Origin of the sequence: Burkholderia sp. M6-3 (genome assembly GCF_050858985.1) — a bacterium.
GTDB classification, from domain to species: domain Bacteria; phylum Pseudomonadota; class Gammaproteobacteria; order Burkholderiales; family Burkholderiaceae; genus Paraburkholderia; species Paraburkholderia caledonica.
Map to the genome: position 1 here is coordinate 3,218,788 of NZ_CP110090.1, position 19,741 is coordinate 3,238,528.

A 19,741-nucleotide genomic window follows, 5' to 3' on the forward strand; every position below is an offset into this window, starting at 1 on the left:
GCAGCAGGACACATAATGAAAAAGACCGGCACGAGGTTGTTCTCGAAGTATGTCGCCGCGGTTACAGCCGCCTTCGCGTTAAGCCAGGCAGCATTCGCCGCGGATGCGAAAATCCCGGTGGTCGCCGCGGAAAACTTTTATGGGGACGTGGTGCAGCAGCTCGGCGGCGAGAGCGTCGACGTGACGAGCATTCTCAGCAATCCGGACCAGGACCCGCATCTGTTCGAAGCCAGCCCGAAGACGGCTCGCGCGTTGCAACACGCGAGCATCGTGGTCTACAACGGTGCCGACTACGATCCGTGGATGGTGAAACTGCTGGCGGCTTCGAAAGGCACGAAGCGCGCGACGATCGTCGCGGCCGACCTTACCGGCAAGAAGAGCGGCGACAATCCGCATCTCTGGTACGACCCGTCGACCATGCCCAAGGTGGCGCGCGCGGTGAACGAGGCGCTCGTCGCGGCTGACCCGGCGCACAAGTCGGCGTACGATGCGAATCTCGCGAAGTTTCTGGATTCGCTGAAGCCGGTGGAGGCGAAGGTTGCGGAGTTGCATGCGCGCTATGCCGGCACGCCGGTCACGGCAACCGAGCCGGTGTTCGGCTATATGTCGGACTCAATCGGGCTGAGCATGCGCAACATGCGCTTTCAGCTGGCGGCCATGAACGAAACCGAAGCGAGCGCGTCCGACATCGCCGCGTTCGAACGCGATCTGCGTGAAAAGCGCGTGCGCGTGCTGATCTATAACAGCCAGGCAACCGAGGCTCTGACCAAACGCATGTTGAAGCTCGCGCAGCAATCGAAGGTGCCGACCATGAGCGTCACCGAGACCGAGCCCGCGGGCAAGACGTATCAGACGTGGATGCTTTCGCAGCTCGACGCGCTCGGCGCAGCGCTCGCCCAAGGCGGCGCGGCCGGCGCGAATGCGGCGGCGGCCAGCGTCAAAGGAAAAACGCAATGAATGTCACTGGCCGCAGTACGCCAGCCAATCTGTCAGCAAGTGCAGGTATGAGCCGCGCGCCCGTGCTCGAAGTCGATCACGTCACGCTCGAACTCGGCGACCGCACGATCTTGCGCGATGCCGGCTTCGTCGTAAATCAGGGCGAATTCATCGGCGTACTGGGGCCGAACGGCGCCGGCAAGACCACGCTGATGCGCGCGGTGCTCGGCCTCGTACCGGCGGCAAGCGGCTCGATCCGCGTACTGGGGCAGCCGGTTGAGCGTGGCAACTCGTCGATCGGTTATATGCCGCAAACGCGCAGCGCGCTCGCCGGACGGCGCGTGCGTGGCCGCGATTTCGTGGCAATGGCGGCCGACGGCCACCGTTGGGGACTACCGCACGCAGACGCCAGGACGCGCGCGGACGTCGAGCGCGTGCTCGAACTGGTCGACGGCCGAAAACTCGCCGAGCGCCCGTTATCCGAACTCTCAGGCGGAGAGCGGCAGCGCCTGCTGCTCGCGCAATGTCTGCTCGGCGCGCCGAAACTGCTGCTGCTCGACGAACCGCTCATCAGCCTCGATCCCCATCATCAGAAGAGCGTCGTCGAACTCGTGCGGCGCGTGCAGCAGGAACTCGGCATTGCCGTGCTGTTCTCGGCGCACGAACTCAATCCGCTGCTCAACTCGCTCGATCGCGTGCTGTACCTCGGCAGCGGCGTGGCCGCGCTCGGCACCGTCGACGAGGTCATCACCCGGCCCGTGCTGTCGCGCCTCTACGGTTCACCCATCGACGTGATGCGCGTGAACGGCCGCATCTTCGTGATGTCGGGCGGCGTCGAAGTAGAAAAGCACGATCACGAACATGAACACGACGGGAACGGCGGCCACTCGCATTCCCGTGGTCATTCGCACGGAACCTCGCACGGACCCGCGCACGGCCATTCACACCAGCACGACTCACGCGACGGACATAAGCACGATGTTTGAATACGACTTCATGGTGAACGCGTTCGCCGCGTCGGGAATCGTCGCGGTGCTCGCGGGCGTGGTCGGCTATTTTCTCGTGATGCGCGGACAGACCTTCGCCGGCCACGCGCTTTCGCACGTCGGCTTCACTGGCGCGACCGGCGCCGTACTGATCGGTATTTCGCCGATCTGGGGCATGGTCGGCTTCACGCTCGCGGCCGGCATCGGCATGGGCGCACTCGGCGAGCGCCTTGCCGGACGCGATGTGGCGATCGGCGTGATCCTGTCGCTGTCGCTCGGCTTCGGCCTGCTGTTTCTGCACTTCTTCACCGCCTACGCGACGCAGGTCACAGCGCTGCTGTTCGGCAACGTGCTCGGCGTAAACGAGTCGACGCTCGCTGTGCTGGCCGCCTTGGGCGTAGTCAGCCTGCTCGCGCTCGCGGCAATCATGCGCCCGTTGCTGTTTGCTTCGCTGCAGCCTGAACTGGCCGAAGCAAAGGGCGTGTCGTTGCGTCTCGTGTCGGTGCTGTTTCTCGCGATTGCCGCGCTCGCAGTGGCCGCGTGCACGCAGATCGTCGGCGTGCTGCTGGTCTTCACGCTGATGGTCGGCCCGGCCGCCGCCGCGCAAAACATGACGACGCGGCTTTCCGCCGGTCTGGTGCTCGCCGCCGGGTTCGCGTTGCTGCAGGCGTGGCTCGGCGTGACGCTCGCGTTCTATACCGATTGGCCGACCAGCTTCTGGATCACTGCGCTGTCGGCGGTGGTGTATGGCGGAAGTCTGCTGAAGCGCCGCTAAACCCAAAGGCGCTAGATGGGGATGGCGGCCCGCAACGGCGCCGCCATCGGTACAAAAGATTTCAGCCGACCAGGACCTTCGCGTGATGCGCGATGTGGTCCTGAATGAAGGTCGAGATGAAGTAATAGCCGTGGTCGTAGCCCGCATGGCGGCGCAACGTCAGCGGTTGGCCCGCCTCACGGCATGCCGCTTCGAACACGTCCGGGTACAACTGCTCGGCGAGAAACTGGTCGGCCAGTCCCTGATCGACCAGAATTCCCTCTGCGAACTGGCGCGATCCGCGCCGCACGAGTTCGCTTGCGTCGTATTCCTTCCACGTCTCGCGGTCCTCGCCGAGATAGCCGCTGAACGCTTTCTCGCCCCAAGGGGCACGCGTGGGCGCCGCGATCGGCGCGAAGGCCGATACCGAGCGATAGATGTCCGGATTGCGCAGCGCCATCATTAACGCGCCGTGACCGCCCATTGAATGCCCGAAGATGCCGAGCCGCGAGCCGTCGACGGGCAGTTCCTTCAGCACCGTTTCGCGCAGCTCGTCGCGCACGTATGAGTACATCCGGTAGTGCCGCGCCCACGGCTCCTGCGTTGCATCGACGTAAAAGCCCGCGCCCACGCCGAAGTCCCACGCGGCGCTCTCGTTCGGCACGCCCGCGCCCCGCGGGCTCGTATCCGGCGCGACGAGCGCAACGCCATGTTGCGCGGCGAAGCGCTGCGCGCCGGCCTTGATCGGAAACGTCTCTTCGGTACAGGTGAGCCCCGCGAGATAAAACAGCGCGGGCACCTTCGCATCTGGCTGCAGGGCCTGCGGCGGCAGATACACCGAGAAGCGCATGGGCAGGCCGACGGTCCGCGACTCGTGCCGGTAAAAGCGCTGTTCGCCGCCATGACAGGCGTGCGACGACAGTAGCTTAAGCATCGTCTTGCTCCTTGTTGGTCGCTTTCATTGAGTCGCTTTCATTGAGTCGCTTTGATTGAGCCGAGTTAATACAGCACGACCGAGCGGATCGACTCGCCTTTCTTCATCAGGTCGAAGCCCTCGTTGATGCGCTCGAGCGGCAGACGGTGCGTGATGAGATCGTCGATGTTGATCTTGCCTTCCATGTACCAGTCGACGATTTTCGGCACGTCGGTGCGGCCACGCGCGCCACCGAATGCGGAGCCCTTCCACTCGCGGCCCGTGACGAGCTGGAACGGACGTGTGCTGATCTCCTCGCCCGCCGCTGCCACGCCAATGATGAACGACTGACCCCAACCCTTATGTGTGCATTCGAGCGCCTGGCGCATCACCTTCGTATTGCCGATGCATTCGAACGAATAATCCGCGCCGCCATCGGTAAGCTGCACGATGTGATCGACCACGTTCTCGACTTCGTTCGGGTTGATGAAGTGCGTCATGCCGAATTTTTTCGCGAGTTCCACGCGGCCCGGATTGATGTCCACACCGATGATCTTGTCCGCGCCCACCATCTTCGCGCCTTGAATCACATTCAGACCGATGCCGCCGAGCCCGAATACGACCACATTCGCGCCCGCTTCCACCTTCGCCGAATACACGACCGCGCCGACGCCCGTCGTCACGCCGCAGCCGATATAGCAGATCTTGTCGAACGGCGCGTCTTCACGCACCTTGGCAACCGCAATCTCCGGCACGACGATGTAGTTCGAAAAGGTGGACGTGCCCATGTAGTGGAACAAAGGCTTGCCGTCCAGCGAGAAACGCGACGTGGCGTCGGGCATCAGGCCCTTGCCTTGCGTCGAGCGGATCGCCTGACACAGGTTGGTCTTGCGCGACAGACAGAATTTGCACTGACGGCACTCCGGCGTGTAAAGAGGAATGACGTGATCGCCCTTCTTCAGCGTGCCGACGCCCGGACCCGTATCGACGATCACGCCCGCGCCTTCGTGGCCGAGAATCGCCGGGAAGATGCCTTCGGGATCGGCGCCCGAGAGCGTGTAGTAGTCGGTGTGGCAGATGCCCGTCGCTTTCACTTCGATCAGGACTTCGCCTGCGCGCGGTCCTTCGAGATCGACTTCTTCGATCGTCAACGGTGCGCCGGCTTTCCATGCGATTGCTGCTTTGGTCTTCATCGTGAATGCTCCTGTGAGTCTGTGAATGCGACGCGCGTCGAGGCCTGCAACATGGCGACGCGCGAATATACGGGGATCATGCTGCGGCCGATGCCTGCGCCGCGCGAGCTACAGGCTAACGCATGAAAAGCGTCATGGTATTGCAAAGTGCGTCGCGGCATTGTCAGCAGGTGACATTACCGCTCTGCTCATCAGGCGCCGCGGGTGCGTCGAACCACGTTTCGACGCGACCATACAGATCCAGAAAACGTGCATAGCGTTCAGCGAGCGCGCGATCGCCTCGCGGGCTCGCCACGTGTGTCGCACCAGGCGCGAGCGCAGCGAGATCGTGCACATGCCAGTGACCGCTTGCAATGCCACCTAGAATGGCCGCACCGCGCGGGGCGGCATTTGGACAGTCGACCGCGTGCAGTTCCGCATTCAGCGCATCGGCAAGCAACTGGCGCCAGCGGGCATCGACGGAACCGCCTCCGGCAAGCTTCAATGACGTCACTGTTGCGCCGCTCGCGCGGACCGCATCGAGCCCCGCGCGCAGCGAAAAAGCGACGCCTTCGAACGCGGCGCGCATCATCGCGCCGCGCGTGTGATCGAGAGCAAGGCCGAGCCAGCCGCCGCGCGCCGCAGGATTGAGCCACGGTGTGCGCTCGCCTGTGAGGTACGGGAGGAAGGTCAGCGGCGCTGTCGCTGCGGCGGCGTTGGCGTGAGCGTTAGCGTCGATGTCGGAGCCGTGGTTTGCGTGCTCGCCGAACGCTTCGGCATAGGCGTCGCTCCATTCGTAGCATAGCCATCCGCGCGCCCGCTCAAGCGCAATGCCTACGTTCTGCATGGCCGCCATCCGATACCAGTGATCGCTCGCCGCGCGATAACGATGCAAGCCTTTCACCGCCTGCGGCTCATGCTCGGCGAGTACGACGATCTGACCACCGGTGCCCGTCGTCAGAAGCGCGTCGCCGTCGCGTGCAATGCCGCTGCCTAGCGCAGCGCATGGGGTGTCGGCGGCACCCGTCGCAAGCACGATCCCCGCGCGCAAACCCAGCGCCTGCGCCGCACTCTGCGACAACACGCCCGCGGCTGCATAAGACGGCCCCAACGGCGGGAACCACTCGTGCGGAATGCCGAGCCGTTCGGCCAGCGCCGCGTCCCACGTGCCGTCAGGATCGGCGAGCGCGGTCGCGCAGGCGTCCGACGGATCGGTTGCGACCGCCCCGCCCAGCGCGACGCGCAGCCAGTCTTTTGGTTGCAATACCCAGCGGGTACGGCGCGCGGACTCCGGTTCATGCAACACGATCCAGCGGAGCAACGGACCGGCCATGCCTGGCGCCACCGGGTTGGGCTGCGGCTCGGGCCACGCGTCGAGCAAAGTCCACGCGCGCGTATCAGGCCACAGCATGGCAGGCCGAACGGCATTGCCGGTTTCGTCGATCAACACGACGCCGTGCATTTGCCCCGACAAGCCGATCGCCTTGACCTCGCGACGCAAGCCGTCGGGCAAGCGGGCAGCCGCTTCGCACAGCGCGCGCCACCACGTCTGCACCGACGTCTCCGCCCAGCCGGCGTGCGGCGTCTCAAGGCGATAAGCGACGCTCGCGGCGGCCTGTTCATGGCCGTCGTCATCGACGATTGCAACTTTGAGGGAGCCGGTGCCGAGGTCGATGCCGAGAAAGCTCATGAGTGATGGAGCGTCGTCAGTTAGGGTGTCAGTGAGAGCACGCAAACCGTGCTGTGAGCGCCGACTTTTGCCAGTCGCGCGATGTGTGCAAACCAAGGGCTGCCGCATGCGCAAAGCGGCCAGATTGCGGGTAAACCCCGGTCGGCGGCGAGTTTCGTGAAAACACGACTATGTGCCAGCCCGGATACACCTGATCGATTCTCACATATATCGCGGCGGCTCGGGCATGCGCACAACCGCGCGCGCATCGCGGCTGCAAGGGGCTGACCGCCGATGAACCCGCCGCTCTCGTCGATTCCGTCTTTCAAAACGGGCTTGCGCATATCGTCACCGGGAATGCCGGAATAGGCCCCAGCGGTCTTGTTGCGCTTTTTCGTCCCCGATACCTTGGAGTCCATCCCAAAACTAGATTGTGGAGAGAGACGTTATGCAATCGAACACGGTTCACCCGTGCGACGAGCGGCTGCCTGCGGGCCAGTTGCTCACCCTCGGCATCCAGCACGTTTTGGTGATGTACGCGGGCGCTGTCGCCGTCCCGCTGATCGTCGGCGCCGCGCTGAAACTGCCGAAAGACCAGATCGCGTTTCTGATCAGTGCCGACCTGTTCTCGTGCGGCATCGCCACGTTGATCCAGACGCTCGGATTGTGGATTTTCGGCATCCGGCTGCCGGTCATCATGGGCTGCACGTTCGCCGCAGTCGGTCCGATGGTCGCGATCGGCACGAATCCGTCGCTCGGCATCCTCGACATCTTCGGCTCGACGATTGCCGCCGGCGTGATCGGCATCCTGCTTGCGCCGGCTGTGGGCAAGCTGCTGCGCTTCTTTCCACCGGTGGTGATCGGCGTGGTGATCTCGGTGATCGGGCTGTCGCTGATGGGCGTCGGCATCAACTGGGCGGCCGGCGGCGTGGGCAATCCGGACTACGGCAACCCGGTCTACCTCGGGCTGTCGCTGCTCGTGCTGATGTTGATCTTGCTCATCAACAAGTTTGCCAAGGGATTCATTGCGAATATTTCCGTACTGCTGGGCATTGTCGCGGGCTTCGTGATCGCGCTGGCGCTCGGCCGCGTCAACATGGAAGGCGTCACGCACGCACCGTGGGTCGGCTTCGTGATGCCGTTCCACTTCGGCCTGCCGCACTTCGATCCGTTGTCGATTGCGACCATGGTCACTGTGATGTTCGTTACCTTCATCGAATCCACGGGCATGTTCCTCGCGGTCGGCGATATGGTCGATCGTCCGGTCGATCAGAAAGCGCTAGTGCGCGGCCTGCGCGTGGACGGACTCGGCACGCTGATCGGCGGCATCTTCAACTCGTTTCCGCATACGTCGTTCTCGCAGAACGTCGGCCTGATCGGCGTCACGGGCGTGAAGAGCCGCTTTGTCTGCGCGATGGGCGGCGTGATCCTCGTGTTGCTCGGCCTGTTTCCGAAGATGGCGCAAGTGGTCGCGTCAGTGCCGGCTTTCGTACTCGGCGGAGCGGGCATTGTGATGTTCGGCATGGTCGCAGCCAATGGCATCAAGGTGCTGTCGAAGGTCGACTTCGTAAGGAATCACCACAACCTGTTCATCGTTGCGGTGAGTATCGGGCTGGGACTGGTACCGGTCGTGTCGCCGCACTTCTTCTCGAGACTGCCGCCCGCGCTGTCACCGCTGCTGCATAGTGGAATCCTGCTGGCTTCGGTATCCGCGGTCGTGCTGAATCTGATTTTCAACGGCGTCAAAAGCGAGAAGAAGGCGCAGTGCGAAATCCGCAAGGCCGGCCACGATTTCGACGGACGCGGCGGCAACGATCAACCTCGCGACGAAATGCTGCGCGCGGCGGACCTGCATTGAAAGTGAGGGAGCCGACGTTGAATCGGTGAAGCCTTGGGTTTTTTTGCAATGCCTCGCAAGCAGGCGCGCCCTGCTCGTTCCGCTCACCGCTGTAAAAGAAAACGCCACGGCATGCCGTGGCGTTTTTTTCTCGGGTCGCTTAGCCGTCGACCTGCTTTAACAGTCAGCCGGCGGTCGCAGCGGAAGCCGCTGCCGGCGCACTTGCCGCACCGTAGTCGACGGGTGCGTCGGCCGGACGCGGCTGATCGCCGCTATGCTCGATCCAGCCGCCGCCGAGCGCCTGGTACAACGTCACCAGGTTCTGCAGACGCTCCATGCGCGCGGTAATCAACGACTGCTGCGCCGAATACAAAGCGGTCTGCGCGGTCAGCACCGCGAGGTAACTGTCGACCCCGTTCGTATAGCGCAGATTCGACAGATCGAGCCGGCGCTGTTCTGCAAACGCGTTGCGCTCGAGCGACTGGATCTGCTGATCGTATGTGCCGCGCGCGGCGAGCGCGTCTGCTACCTCGCGGAAGGCCGTCTGGATCGCCTTTTCGTACGTGGCGATCTGGACGTTCTTCTGGATATTCGCGAGATCGAGGTTGGCCAGGTTCTGACCGCCTTCGAAAATCGGCAGCGTGATCGACGGCGCGAAACTCCACGCTGCCGAACCCGGCTTGAACAAGCCGCCGAGCGTCGGGCTCAGCGTGCCGAAGCTACCCGTGAGCGAAACCTTCGGGAAGAAGGCCGCGCGCGCAGCGCCGATATTCGCATTGGCCGCAAGCAGATTCTCTTCGGCCTCCATGATATCGGGACGACGAGTCAGCAGATCGGACGGCAGACCCGCCGGAATATCCGTGAGCAGATTCTGGTCGTTCAACGAGAGGCCGGGCGCGAGGCCGGCGGGCAACGGCTCGCCGACCAGCAGCACCAGCGCGTTTTCCGCCTGGGCCCGCAGACGCGCCTGCGCTTGCAGGGCCGCCTCTGCCTGCTCGACCACGGTCTGCGCCTGGCGAACATCGAGTTCGGAGCCCGTGCCGTTGTCGAACTGCAGCTTCGTGATGCGATACGACTCCTGCGCGGTCTTGAGCGTGCCTTGCGTGACCTTCAGCAGATCGTCGAGTTCGAGCACCGTCAGGTACTGATCCGCCACCTGCGAGACCAACGCGATTTCAGCCGCCTTGCGCGCTTGAGCCGTGGCCAGGTACTGAGCCAACGCCTGGTCCTTCAGGCTTTGAATACGCCCGAAGAAGTCGATTTCCCACGATGCGTTCAGGCCGACCGAATACGAATTCGAGATCGTATTGCCAAACACCGTCAGATCTTTCGGCGTCCGCTGCTTGCTTTGCGATGCCGCGGCGTCGAGCGTCGGGAACAGCCCCGCGCGAACGATCCGGAACTGCGCCTGCGACGCCTGCATGTTCAGCACCGACACGCGCAGATCGCGGTTGTTCTTCAACGCGATCTCGATCAACTGCTGCATGCGCGGATCGATGAAGAAATCGCGCCAGCCAATGTCGGCCGCCGCCAGGCCGTTCGCGCTGCGCGCACCGGAGCCGTCAGGCTGCGTTGCGCCCGGCTGCGTGTCATACACGCCGCCGGTCGGGAACGTGCTCGTCACCGGCGCGGCGGGGCGTTCGTACTTCGGCGCCATCGTGCAACCGGCAGCGAGGAACGCGACCGCCACTGCAATCAAAGAGTGTTTTTGCATCTCAATGTCCGTCCTTGCCCGAGCCATTGGTGTCGGAACCGCCAGCCGCTCCGCCACCTTGCGGATCATGCGGATGGTGCTCGTTGTAGTGTGCGAGCGCCGCGTCCGGGTCTTCCTTCTCGCCGCCGAACTTCGCGCGGATCACGACGAAGAACATCGGGATCATGAAAATCGCGAGGAAGGTCGCCGTCAACATACCGCCGATCACGCCCGTACCGATTGCGTGCTGGCTCGCCGAGCCCGCGCCGTTACTGATCGCGAGCGGCATCACGCCGAGAATGAACGCGAGCGACGTCATCAGAATCGGACGCAGTCGCAGACGTGCCGCTTCCAACGCGGCCTCGACCGGACCCATGCCCTCGCTCAGCTGCAATTCGCGCGCAAATTCGACGATTAGAATCGCGTTTTTCGCCGAGAGCCCCACTGTTGTCAGAAGACCGACCTGGAAGAACACGTCGTTCTCGAGCCCACGCAGCGTGGCGGCCAGCAATGCGCCGATCACGCCGAGCGGCACCACCATGATCACGGAGAACGGAATGGACCAGCTCTCATACAACGCCGCGAGACACAGGAACACGACGAGGATCGAGATGCCGTACAGAATCGGCGCCTGCGAACCGGACTGGCGTTCCTGCAACGACAGGCCTGTCCATTCGTAGCCGACACCCGCGGGCAGCTTCGCCACGAGCGCTTCCATTGCCGTCATCGCTTGGCCCGTCGACTTGCCCGGTGCCGCCGCGCCCTGGATTTCCACCGCGGAGATACCGTTGTAACGCTCGAGTTTCGGCGAACCATAGGTCCACTGGCCGCTTGCGAACGCCGAGAACGGCACCATGCCGCCTGCCGTGTTGCGCACGTACCAGCTGTTCAGGTCTTCCGGCGTCATACGGAACGGTGCATCGCCTTGCATGTACACCTTCTTGATCCGGCCGTCGGTATCGAGGAAGTTGTTCACGTATTGCGACGCCCACGCGATCGAGAACGTCTGGTCGATTGCGGACAGCGATACGCCGAGTGCCGAGGCCTTTTCGTGATCGATGTTCACCTTGAACTGCGGCGTATCGTTCAGGCCGTTCGGGCGTACCTGAGCCAGCGTCGGATCTTGCGCGGCCATGCCCAGCAGCATGTTGCGCGCTTGCATCAGCTTTTCGTGGCCGACACCCGCGCGATCCTGCAGCTCGAAGTCGAAGCCCGCAGCCGTGCCGAGTTCCGGAATGGACGGCGGATTCACCGGATACACGAGTGCACCCTTGTAGCTGCCGAAGTGCATGAAGAGGCGGCCCACCAGCGCCTGCACCTTTTCATCCGCGTGCTGACGCTGCGCGTAGTCCTTCATCCGCACGAACACGAGACCGGCGTTCTGACCGCGGCCCGCGAAGCTGAAGCCGTTCACCGTGAAGGTGGATTCGACAATCGCCTTTTCGCCGTTGAGCAGATAGTCCGACACGTCTTTCAGCGCGCGCGCCGTGGTTTCCTGCGTGGAGCCCGAAGGCGTTTGCACCAGCACGAACATCGTGCCCTGGTCTTCGTCCGGCAGGAACGACTTCGGCAGTTTCACGAACAGCAAACCAACCGCGAAGATCACCACCATGTAGATGATGAGCCAGCGGCCTGAGCGCTTGATCACGTGGTGCACGCCCGAGTGATACTTGTCGCGGCTCTTGTTGAAGTTCCGGTTGAACCAGCCGAAGAAACCCTTCTTCTCTTCGTGATGATCTTGCGGAATCGGCTTGAGAATCGTCGCGCACAAAGCCGGCGTCAGAATCAACGCGACCAGCACCGACAGCACCATGGCGGCCACGATGGTCAGCGAGAATTGCCGGTAGATAGCGCCGACCGAACCGCCCGAGAACGCGACCGGCACGAACACCGCCGACAGCACGAGCGCCACGCCGACGAGCGCGCCGGTAATCTGGTCCATCGCCTTGCGCGTGGCTTCACGAGGGGATAAGCCCTCTTCCGCCATCACCCGCTCGACGTTTTCCACCACCACGATCGCGTCGTCCACCAGGAGGCCGATTGCCAGCACGAGCCCGAACATGGACAACGTGTTGATCGAAAAGCCCACCATGCTCATGACCGCGAACGTGCCCAACAGCACCACCGGAACTGCGATGGTCGGGATCAGCGTGGCGCGCAGGTTCTGCAGGAACAGGTACATGACCAGGAACACCAGCACGATACCTTCGAGCAGTGTCTTGACCACTTCTTCGATCGACAGACGCACGAACGGCGTGGTGTCGTACGGATACTGGACGACCAGGCCGTGCGGGAAGTACTTCGACAGTTCGGCGACCTTCGCGCGCACCGCCTTCGCCGTTGCGAGTGCATTCGCGCCGGTGGCGAGCTGGATACCGAAGCCGGCGGTCGGCTGACCGTTGTACTTGGTGTCGAAGTTGTAGTTTTCGCCACCGAGCTCGACGCGCGCGACGTCCTTGATACGGACCTGCGAGCCGTCGGGATTGACCTTCAGCAGCACGTTGCCGAACTGCTCAGGCGTATTGAGCAGCGTCGCTTCCGTGATGGTCGCCTGCAACACCTGCCCCGGCACCGACGGCGTGCCGCCGAGCGAGCCGCCGGCGACCTGTACGTTCTGCGCCTGCAGCGCGGTCTGCACGTCTACCGGAGTCAAGCCGAAGTTGGTCAGCTTGTTCGCGTCGAGCCAGATTCGCATTGCGTACTGCGAGCCGAACAGCGTGACCGTACCCACGCCGTCGATACGGCTCACCGGGTCCTGAATGTTCGACGCCACGTAGTTCGCGAGGTCGTACTTGCTCATGCTGCCGTCTTCGGACACGAACGCCATGACCAGCAGGAAGCTGCTGCTCGACTTCGTGACCTTCGTACCCAGCTGCTGAACCGCTTGCGGCAGCAACGGAGTGGCGAGCTGCAGCTTGTTCTGCACCTGCACCTGCGCGATGTCAGGATTGGTGCCGGCCGCGAACGTCAGCGTGATGGTTGCGGTACCCGAGTCATCCGAAGTGGACGACAGGTACAGCAAGTGGTCGAGACCACTCATCTGCTGCTCGATCACCTGCGTAACGGTGTTTTCCACCGTCTTCGCCGAAGCGCCCGGATACGTTGCGCTGATCTGCACAGCCGGAGGCGCGATGGTCGGATATTGCGCGATCGGCAATGTGAACACCGACGCGATACCCGCGAGCATCAAAATGATGGCGATCACCCATGCAAAAATCGGGCGATCAATGAAGAACTTTGCCATGTGGCGGGCTCCCTGTTATTACGCGCCCGATGCAGCGGAGGCAGGTTGAGCCGTCTGCGCACTGCCGCTGGCGGCCGGCGCACCTTGAGCGGCTGCGCCGGAGGCGGGTGTAGCGGGAAGTTGCGCGGCAACGGTCTTGACCTGCATGCCCGGTTTCGCCTTGTCGGTGCCCTGCACGATCACGCGGTCGCCGGGTTTCAGGCCGCTCTCGACCACCCAGTTCGAACCGTACGTGCCCGAGGTGACGAGTTGACGCAACGCGACCTTGTTGTCGTCACCGACGACGAGCGCAGTAGGCTGACCCTTCTGGTCGTGCGTGATACCGACTTGCGGCACGACGAGCGCGTTCTCATTCACGCCTTCCTCGATCTTCGCGCGCACGAACATGCCCGGCAGCAGCACCTTGTCCTTGTTCTGGAAGATCGCGCGGACCGTGACAGAGCCCGTGCCCTGGTCGACCGTCACGTCGGTGAACTGCAGCTTGCCCTTTTCGGAATACGTACGGCCGTCTTCGAGAATGAGCGAAACCTTCGCGGCGTCAGGGCCGTTCGTCTTGAGACGCCCTTCCTGCATCTGGCGGCGCAACTTCAGACCTTCGAGGCTCGATTGCGTCAGGTCGACGTAGACCGGATCGAGTTGCTGCACGGTGGCGAGCAGGGTCGCGGCGCTCGCCTGAACATAAGCGCCCGGCGTGACTTGCGACACGCCGATCTGGCCCGTCACGGGCGAGGTCACGTCGGTATAGCCCAAGTTGATTTGCGCCGTCTCGACAGCGGCCTTGCCTGCGGCGACGTCCGCTGCGGCCTGGCCTTGCGCGGCTACAGCGTTGTCGTAGTCCTGCTTGCTGACCGCGTTGGCCGCAACCAGCACCTTGAAGCGGCTTGCCTGCGCCGTGGTGGATGCGAGGTTGGCCTGCGCCTTGGCAAGCGTCGCCTTCGCGTTGTTCAGCGTGGCGATGTACGGCGCCGGATCGATCTTGTACAGGCGCTGGCCTGCCTTGACCTGGCCGCCTTCGGTGAATTCGCGGCGCAGAACGATGCCGTCCACCCGCGCACGCACTTGCGCGACGAGGAATGCACTGGTGCGGCCCGGCAATTCAGTGACGACAGGTACGGTAGTCGGCTGGACTGTGACGACGCCGACTTCGGGCGTCTGTTGCGGCGGGGCAGATTGTTTTGGTCCGCATGCTGCCAGCAATATGGCAGCCGTCGCGGCACTGATTAAGCGGAATGGAACCCGTTCGACGCGCATGGAGCGACCTCTGTCTATGACTGAGAATGAAAAAGTGCGCGCATCCCTACCCCGGGGACGACGGCGCACACATGCGTCTTGCGACGCTCGACCGAAAGCCCATGGTTGCCGGCAACAGTTGCGAGGCAACCTGAACCAAATGCGCCATACCGGGAAATGCCGCACCGCGCCGCCCGTTGAAGCACGGCGCGTAAGCGTTCTGAAGACAACAGTGACGGATATTAACCGGTCGTCACAGCTTGGGCTATCCGATCGTGGGGTGCTATTATATATACATTCACGAATGGATGTAAAAGTGCGTTACTTCTCTTGCGGGGCGGGGACCCGGAAGAAAGCTTCGCCAAACGGTTCAAGGCAAACGGATTGTCATCGAGCGCACTTAAAAAGGCTCGGGAAAACCCGCAATCAGGGCAAGTTATACAAATATGGTCAGAAGAACCAAAGAAGAAGCGCTGGAGACGCGCAACAGCATCCTCGACGCAGCCGAGCGGGTCTTCTTCGAAAAGGGTGTTTCGCGCACTTCGCTCGCCGACATCGCACAGGCGGCCGGCGTCACGCGCGGCGCCATTTATTGGCATTTTTCCCACAAGAGCGATCTGTTTACCGAGATGTTCGACCGCGTGCTGCTGCCGCTGGACGAACTCAAGGCCGCGTCGCTGGACCCGAACGAGCCCGATCCGCTTGGGCGGCTGATGGAAATCTGCATCGTCTGTGTACGCGATACCGCGACCGATCAGCGGCGCCGTCGCGTGTTCGACATTCTGTTTCTAAAGTGCGAGTTGGTCGAAGAGATGGGACCGGTGATGGTCCGCTACCAGACCAATATGCGCGAGGCGCTGATCAAGATCGAAGGCGGCTTGCGCAACGCGATCTCGAAAGGACAATTGCCGGCAGACCTCGATACGAAGCTCGCTGCCGCCATGGTGCATGCGTTTGTCGGCGGGTCGCTGCGCGACATGCTGTTTCTACCCGACGCCACGGATTTCACCGCGCTCGGCGAGCGCATGGTCGAAGGTATTTTCGACGCATTACGTCTGAGTCCGGCGCTGCGTAAGTCGACGTGAAGCGGCGGCTGCGGGCCGCTCGGGCGGTGTAGTTTGCGGCTGATCGAGCGGTGGCTGTCGTTGTCGGCAAACTTCCCATTTGACGCAAACGGCCGCGCCCGCTCTCGCAGCGCTCGTTGTCACGCTGGACCATCAGCGATTTCGGCTGCGCGCCTTCTGATTCGACGCATAAATGTTGCCGCGCTCTAACGGCACACCGCTACTGACGGCGGCAAGCCATTCGTCGGTGCTCGCCACCGCCGCAAAGCGCGATTGCAGCACCACACTGAACACGCGATGAATGTCTTCCGCGCTCGCAAAGCCCGCGCTGTTTTCATACGGCACGGAGCCGGTTGCATCGTGCAGGAATTCGACGGCGAGGCCCGCGTGGACCGCGTGATTGATCGTCGATGCATCGCAGTTGTGCGTCATGTAACCCACTACCGTCACCGTGTCGATTTGCCGTGCTGCCAGCCAGTCGGCGAGGTCCGTGCCGGTAAAGGCGCTCGGCAGCGACTTTTCCACATAATGATCGCGCTCACGGGAAGCGACCACCGGGTGCAGTTCGGCTGCCGCGGTCCCGCGCGCGAACAGCGGCGAAGTGGCCGGCGCGAAGTTCTGCACGATCACCACCGGCACGCCGGCGGTGCGCGCGGCGTCGATCGCGCGTCCGATGTTGGCTAGCGAGCTTTGGACGTCGGGATACTCGATCGGCAGATTGCCCGTTACGTATTCGTTCTGCACGTCGATGACGATCAGCGCACGGCGTGGTGTGGTCATGGCCAGACTCCTGGAAAAGATTGACGAGGTCGCGCGCCAGAGCCCCGCTAGCTTCAGGCAAGCGAGGCCGCCGCGATGACGCATTGTTCGCCTACGCCCGTTATGCCAACAGCGGCCCGACTGACAATCTTCGCTAGAATCGGGCCATCGTCGTCGCTCTCATAAGGTGCCTGACTCATGGCTACACCTGCCGCCGCTTCTGCCCCCGTCGCCGCAAAGCCCCGCGGACAGCGAACACACATCGTCGCTGTGATCGCGTTCGACCGCATCAGCCCATTCCATCTTTCCGTGCCATGCGTGGTGTTCGGCGAGGACCGCAGCGACGCCGGCGTTCCCGGCTTCGACTTCCGCGTGTGTGCAGCGGAAACCGGCCCGCTGACGACGACCGCAGGATTCTCCATTGCCGTGACTCACGGCCTCGAAGCGCTCGCCGAAGCCGACACGATCATCGTGCCGAGCTGGCGCGATCCCGCCGAGCCGCCGCCAGCCGCTTTGCTCGACGCACTGCGCGCGGCGCACGCACGCGGCGCGCAACTCGTCGGCCTATGCCTCGGCGCGTTCGTGCTGGCTGCCGCCGGCATTCTCGACGGCCGCCCGGCCTCCACGCATTGGGCATGGGCGGACGACTTCGCGGGCCGTTACCCGCGCGTCCGGCTCGATCGCGACGTGCTGTATGTCGACGACGGCAACGTGCTGACGTCGGCGGGCACGGCTGCCGGCCTCGATTGCTGTTTACATGTGCTGCGCAAGATGTGCGGCGCCGAGGTAGCGAACTTCGTCGCGCGGCGGCTCGTCGTATCGCCGCACCGGCAAGGCGGCCAGGCGCAATACATCCAGCAGCCGCTGCCGCCGAACGTCCGCGAGGACCGGCTCTCGGGCCTGCTCGACTGGGTGTGCGGCAACCTCGACGCACCGCACACGCTCGACAGCCTCGCGGCGCGCGCGCTGATGAGCCGGCGCACCTTCACGCGACGCTTCAGGCTCGCCACCGGCACGACCGTCGGCGCGTGGCTGCTCGCACAACGGCTCACGCGCGCGCAGCAGTTGCTGGAGAGTTCGGATCAGTCGGTGGAAGCGATTGCGGGCATCGCCGGGTTTGGGTCGGCGGCGTCATTGCGTCAACATTTCGCAGAAGCCTTTCGAACCTCGCCCTCAGCATGGCGAAGAGCGTTTCGCGGCGTATGAGACACAGCGCTCACGCAAATGCCGCGTGACACGCTAATGGCAATGAAGACGCCGGGTGACACATTGAAAGCGAAGCATGGCATCGACGTCGCGAAGCAGCGCAGGTGAAAAGCGACGCGCTTTCGTAGTCGCTCACCGCGAATTCGTAGTCGCGCCCGCACGACACTCGACCCCGCACGCTGCGCAACCGTTCCGCGCGTCCAAGCCGCTCGCGCGCCGGTCGAGGCGCGAAGAACAAGCGGGCCGCCCTCAGTGCTCGCTGATCCAGCGCGCCACATACAGCAGAAGCGCGACGAGAAAAATCATCGCCGCCCACGCCCAGTTCGGCATGGCGTGAGGCGTCGGCTCGGGGTGCGAGACGCCGTGCGACACGCTGGCAGCGCGTCCGGCAAGCGGGTTGCCATGTTCGGCGCGGGTGCGCCGCGAAACGCCGCTCAGCGTGATAGGCCGCAAAAATACATGCTGGCGACGCGCGGCCGAACCGCGCGCGCGGTTTGGTCCCTGCCCATGCTTCGCCCGCACTACTGCGCTGAATTCGGCGAAGAAATCGTCGGCGAGATGGTGAAGCGCGTTTTCCAGCTGACGCGTGGGCAGTTCAGCGAGCGGCCCCGAAGACGTCGCCCAGATCGTGTAATCGATCCGCGTGCCGCGCTCCCTGCTGCCGAGCGCGCCCTCTTCCGCGCGCAGGCGCACTTCGATCTGTCCGCGCAGTGAGCCGATACCTTCGGCGCGCGCCTTGAAATTGATCGTGCGGCGCTCCGCGTCGGCAGGGCCGGAATCCTGACCCGCGACGTGCGCGCGCGCTTCGTAACGCGCACGCAGCGGCCCGAGGGGCACCGTCATAGCCAGCGCGTATTCGCCGTGCGACAGGCGCGTGAACGACTCGCAGTTATCGAGGCTGGCGCGCAGGAGCGCGAGGTCTTGCAACGCGTCCCAGACATCGGACGGCGCAAGTGGAATCCGTAACGCGTCGTTCAGTTCCATCCCAGCCTCCGACAGACGCGCGACAGCGGATCAGGAAGTCTGATCGATGCGGTCGACGCGCGATGAGTAAAACGCGAGATATCCCTGGATCGGGGCTGCCTGTTCGAACGGCGTCTCGTAAGTCCATACGGCGTTTTCGATCAAGCCGTCTTCGGTGCGCAGGTGGTAGTACGATGCGTCGCCCTTGAACGGACAGTGCGACGTGTGCGTGGAGCGTTCGAGCCGCGCCATGTTCACGTCTTCACGCGGAAAATAGAACACGTCGGGCAGACCGGTTTCGGCGAGCGTGAGCGCCGCGTGCGTGTCGGCCATCGTCACGCCGCCATGAATCACCCGCACCCGGTGATGATTGCCCGTTATCGTAATGGCGTGCCCGCCGGAGGGTTTGTCCGGGTTTGCGTGAGGTGTCAAGGCATCGCTCATGTCTCGGCTCCGTGAAAGTGTGCGGTCGTGCATACAGCAAAGCCACGGGACGGGCCCGTGGCTTCATTATCGGTCAAAGTCCTCGCGAGTGCGCGGCCTCCGTGCTGCATGCCCGACAAGTCCCGGCTTTACTGCGTGTTCCAGTAGAACGCCGCTTTCGCCGTGCCCTTCGCGGGCACCGTCAATGCCTTCGACTGGTCGCGGTCCTTGTAAGTCGCGTGCACCGTGTAGCGCCCCGGGCGCAGCTTCACGAGCATGTAGGGTCCGCGCGACGCGGTGCTCAACACCTCGCCGTTATGCGCGTCGACGATCCGCACGTGGACGTCGGCCAGATAGTCCGAGCCCGGTCCCGTAAAGCGCAGTGACAAGGGCCATTGGCTTTGCGCCTGCTGCAGTGCCTTGGACTCGTCCAGACCGACGCCGCCCGAGACGAACGACACGTCGCCTTGTTGCTGGATTTGCGGCAGACCTCCGCCGTTGGCGTTGCCTGCGCTCGTCTGGTCGGCGGTGGTGCCGCCGGTTACTTCGCTCGCCTGCTGCGCGTATGCGCCGCCCGCCAGACCGAGAGTGAGCGCCACGCTGGCCGCGGCGGCTACGATCTTTCGCTGAGTGCGTTGGTTCTTCATCGGTTTGCTCCTTATTGACGTCCTTATCCGTTACCCGTCGATGGGACCGGATTCAATGTCGATGCAACTGCCGTGCCACGCGGCCGCTCGACAGCACGGCGAATCGCCTGTTTCGCACGTCACACGCCGCAAAGCGCCCGGTTTGCGGCTTCCGGCACGGAAAGAAAAATGCCGGTCTGTCTGCAGTAAGTGCAAACAGACCGGCAAGCGTTACTCGATGCTGTTTATCGACCAGTCATGACTGA

The 19,741-nt window shown here is 63.5% G+C and carries 17 protein-coding genes; 6 read left to right on the top strand and 11 right to left on the bottom strand.

The genetic code is table 11. The annotated features are described in order from the left end of the window. Window positions 1-15: 15 nt before the first annotated feature. The 3 genes from OH764_RS13955 to OH764_RS13965 are packed head-to-tail and all read left to right on the top strand — an operon-like array spanning window position 16 to window position 2,697. A complete protein-coding gene (locus OH764_RS13955; protein WP_498847197.1) occupies window positions 16-957 on the top strand; it encodes a metal ABC transporter solute-binding protein in 942 nt (313 codons plus the stop codon). Beyond that, window positions 954-1,922: an ABC transporter ATP-binding protein gene (locus tag OH764_RS13960; protein ID WP_498847198.1), complete on the top strand. Its 969-nt coding sequence runs from the start codon at window positions 954-956 to the stop codon at window positions 1,920-1,922. The genes OH764_RS13955 and OH764_RS13960 overlap by 4 nt, the downstream gene beginning before the upstream one ends. Next, window positions 1,915-2,697, top strand: coding sequence for a metal ABC transporter permease (locus OH764_RS13965; protein WP_498847199.1), 783 nt, complete (start codon window positions 1,915-1,917; stop codon window positions 2,695-2,697). Before OH764_RS13960 ends, OH764_RS13965 begins: the two co-directional genes overlap by 8 nt. A 61-nt stretch (window positions 2,698-2,758) precedes the next feature. Here OH764_RS13965 and fghA read toward each other — a convergent pair whose 3' ends face one another. From fghA to OH764_RS13985, 4 genes are all read right to left on the bottom strand, one after another. Then, window positions 2,759-3,610 carry an alpha/beta hydrolase family protein gene (fghA, locus tag OH764_RS13970; RefSeq protein ID WP_498847200.1) on the bottom strand — a complete coding sequence of 284 codons (852 nt, stop codon included), beginning with the start codon at window positions 3,608-3,610 and terminating at the stop codon, window positions 2,759-2,761. Window positions 3,611-3,675: 65 nt separating this feature from the next. Further along, window positions 3,676-4,782, bottom strand: a complete 1,107-nt coding sequence (locus OH764_RS13975; protein WP_020069206.1) for an S-(hydroxymethyl)glutathione dehydrogenase/class III alcohol dehydrogenase — start codon at window positions 4,780-4,782, stop codon at window positions 3,676-3,678. Window positions 4,783-4,945: 163 nt separating this feature from the next. After that, entirely contained in the window at window positions 4,946-6,451 is a 1,506-nt protein-coding gene (locus OH764_RS13980) for a xylulokinase (protein WP_498847201.1), read from the bottom strand. 20 nt (window positions 6,452-6,471) lie between these two features. Then, window positions 6,472-6,849 (bottom strand): hypothetical protein, encoded by a 378-nt coding sequence (locus OH764_RS13985; RefSeq protein WP_498847202.1) that lies wholly within the window; start codon window positions 6,847-6,849, stop codon window positions 6,472-6,474. 29 nt (window positions 6,850-6,878) lie between these two features. Here OH764_RS13985 and OH764_RS13990 point away from each other — a divergent pair, with 29 nt between their 5' ends. Continuing rightward, window positions 6,879-8,288: a nucleobase:cation symporter-2 family protein gene (locus OH764_RS13990; RefSeq protein ID WP_020069209.1), complete on the top strand. Its 1,410-nt coding sequence runs from the start codon at window positions 6,879-6,881 to the stop codon at window positions 8,286-8,288. Window positions 8,289-8,451: 163 nt separating this feature from the next. Here OH764_RS13990 and OH764_RS13995 read toward each other — a convergent pair whose 3' ends face one another. The 3 genes from OH764_RS13995 to OH764_RS14005 are packed head-to-tail and all read right to left on the bottom strand — an operon-like array spanning window position 8,452 to window position 14,455. After that, window positions 8,452-9,981: an outer membrane factor lipoprotein domain-containing protein gene (locus OH764_RS13995; RefSeq protein ID WP_498847203.1), complete on the bottom strand. Its 1,530-nt coding sequence runs from the start codon at window positions 9,979-9,981 to the stop codon at window positions 8,452-8,454. A 1-nt stretch (window position 9,982) separates the two neighbouring features. Continuing rightward, entirely contained in the window at window positions 9,983-13,204 is a 3,222-nt protein-coding gene (locus OH764_RS14000; RefSeq protein ID WP_498847204.1) for an efflux RND transporter permease subunit, read from the bottom strand. 18 nt (window positions 13,205-13,222) lie between these two features. Continuing rightward, the gene (locus OH764_RS14005) at window positions 13,223-14,455 is read right to left on the bottom strand and encodes an efflux RND transporter periplasmic adaptor subunit (RefSeq protein ID WP_131320096.1); all 1,233 of its coding nucleotides are present in this window, start codon (window positions 14,453-14,455) and stop codon (window positions 13,223-13,225) included. A gap of 425 nt (window positions 14,456-14,880) precedes the next feature. Here OH764_RS14005 and OH764_RS14010 point away from each other — a divergent pair, with 425 nt between their 5' ends. Then, window positions 14,881-15,519, top strand: coding sequence for a TetR family transcriptional regulator (locus OH764_RS14010; RefSeq protein WP_214877820.1), 639 nt, complete (start codon window positions 14,881-14,883; stop codon window positions 15,517-15,519). Window positions 15,520-15,651: 132 nt separating this feature from the next. On the opposite strand, the gene OH764_RS14015 is transcribed toward OH764_RS14010, so the two are convergent. Further along, on the bottom strand, window positions 15,652-16,278 hold the full coding sequence (locus tag OH764_RS14015) for a cysteine hydrolase family protein (RefSeq protein ID WP_498847205.1): 627 nt from the start codon (window positions 16,276-16,278) through the stop codon (window positions 15,652-15,654). 177 nt (window positions 16,279-16,455) lie between these two features. On the opposite strand from OH764_RS14015, the gene OH764_RS14020 reads away from it, so the two are divergent. Then, complete coding sequence (locus OH764_RS14020; protein ID WP_498847206.1) at window positions 16,456-17,463, top strand: helix-turn-helix domain-containing protein; 1,008 nt, start codon at window positions 16,456-16,458, stop codon at window positions 17,461-17,463. Window positions 17,464-17,712: 249 nt separating this feature from the next. Here the strand turns inward: OH764_RS14020 and OH764_RS14025 are convergent, their stop codons facing one another. The 3 genes from OH764_RS14025 to OH764_RS14035 form a co-directional block, all read right to left on the bottom strand. Next, window positions 17,713-18,447 (bottom strand): SRPBCC family protein, encoded by a 735-nt coding sequence (locus OH764_RS14025; RefSeq protein WP_020069218.1) that lies wholly within the window; start codon window positions 18,445-18,447, stop codon window positions 17,713-17,715. 30 nt (window positions 18,448-18,477) lie between these two features. After that, window positions 18,478-18,870 (bottom strand): DUF427 domain-containing protein, encoded by a 393-nt coding sequence (locus OH764_RS14030; RefSeq protein ID WP_027778891.1) that lies wholly within the window; start codon window positions 18,868-18,870, stop codon window positions 18,478-18,480. Between the two features lie 128 nt (window positions 18,871-18,998). Next, window positions 18,999-19,496, bottom strand: a complete 498-nt coding sequence (locus OH764_RS14035) for a hypothetical protein (RefSeq protein ID WP_027778890.1) — start codon at window positions 19,494-19,496, stop codon at window positions 18,999-19,001. Window positions 19,497-19,741 lie beyond the last annotated feature (245 nt).

Bases quoted from the DNA above. Each gene is read 5' to 3' on its own strand.
- OH764_RS13955 (WP_498847197.1), top strand. From the start codon at position 16: ATGAAAAAGACCGGCACGAGGTTGTTCTCGAAGTATGTCGCCGCGGTT.
- OH764_RS13960 (WP_498847198.1), top strand. From the start codon at position 954: ATGAATGTCACTGGCCGCAGTACGCCAGCCAATCTGTCAGCAAGTGCA.
- OH764_RS13965 (WP_498847199.1), top strand. From the start codon at position 1,915: ATGTTTGAATACGACTTCATGGTGAACGCGTTCGCCGCGTCGGGAATC.
- fghA (WP_498847200.1), bottom strand. From the start codon at position 3,610: ATGCTTAAGCTACTGTCGTCGCACGCCTGTCATGGCGGCGAACAGCGC.
- OH764_RS13975 (WP_020069206.1), bottom strand. From the start codon at position 4,782: ATGAAGACCAAAGCAGCAATCGCATGGAAAGCCGGCGCACCGTTGACG.
- OH764_RS13980 (WP_498847201.1), bottom strand. From the start codon at position 6,451: ATGAGCTTTCTCGGCATCGACCTCGGCACCGGCTCCCTCAAAGTTGCA.
- OH764_RS13985 (WP_498847202.1), bottom strand. From the start codon at position 6,849: ATGGACTCCAAGGTATCGGGGACGAAAAAGCGCAACAAGACCGCTGGG.
- OH764_RS13990 (WP_020069209.1), top strand. From the start codon at position 6,879: ATGCAATCGAACACGGTTCACCCGTGCGACGAGCGGCTGCCTGCGGGC.
- OH764_RS13995 (WP_498847203.1), bottom strand. From the start codon at position 9,981: ATGCAAAAACACTCTTTGATTGCAGTGGCGGTCGCGTTCCTCGCTGCC.
- OH764_RS14000 (WP_498847204.1), bottom strand. From the start codon at position 13,204: ATGGCAAAGTTCTTCATTGATCGCCCGATTTTTGCATGGGTGATCGCC.
- OH764_RS14005 (WP_131320096.1), bottom strand. From the start codon at position 14,455: ATGCGCGTCGAACGGGTTCCATTCCGCTTAATCAGTGCCGCGACGGCT.
- OH764_RS14010 (WP_214877820.1), top strand. From the start codon at position 14,881: ATGGTCAGAAGAACCAAAGAAGAAGCGCTGGAGACGCGCAACAGCATC.
- OH764_RS14015 (WP_498847205.1), bottom strand. From the start codon at position 16,278: ATGACCACACCACGCCGTGCGCTGATCGTCATCGACGTGCAGAACGAA.
- OH764_RS14020 (WP_498847206.1), top strand. From the start codon at position 16,456: ATGGCTACACCTGCCGCCGCTTCTGCCCCCGTCGCCGCAAAGCCCCGC.
- OH764_RS14025 (WP_020069218.1), bottom strand. From the start codon at position 18,447: ATGGAACTGAACGACGCGTTACGGATTCCACTTGCGCCGTCCGATGTC.
- OH764_RS14030 (WP_027778891.1), bottom strand. From the start codon at position 18,870: ATGAGCGATGCCTTGACACCTCACGCAAACCCGGACAAACCCTCCGGC.
- OH764_RS14035 (WP_027778890.1), bottom strand. From the start codon at position 19,496: ATGAAGAACCAACGCACTCAGCGAAAGATCGTAGCCGCCGCGGCCAGC.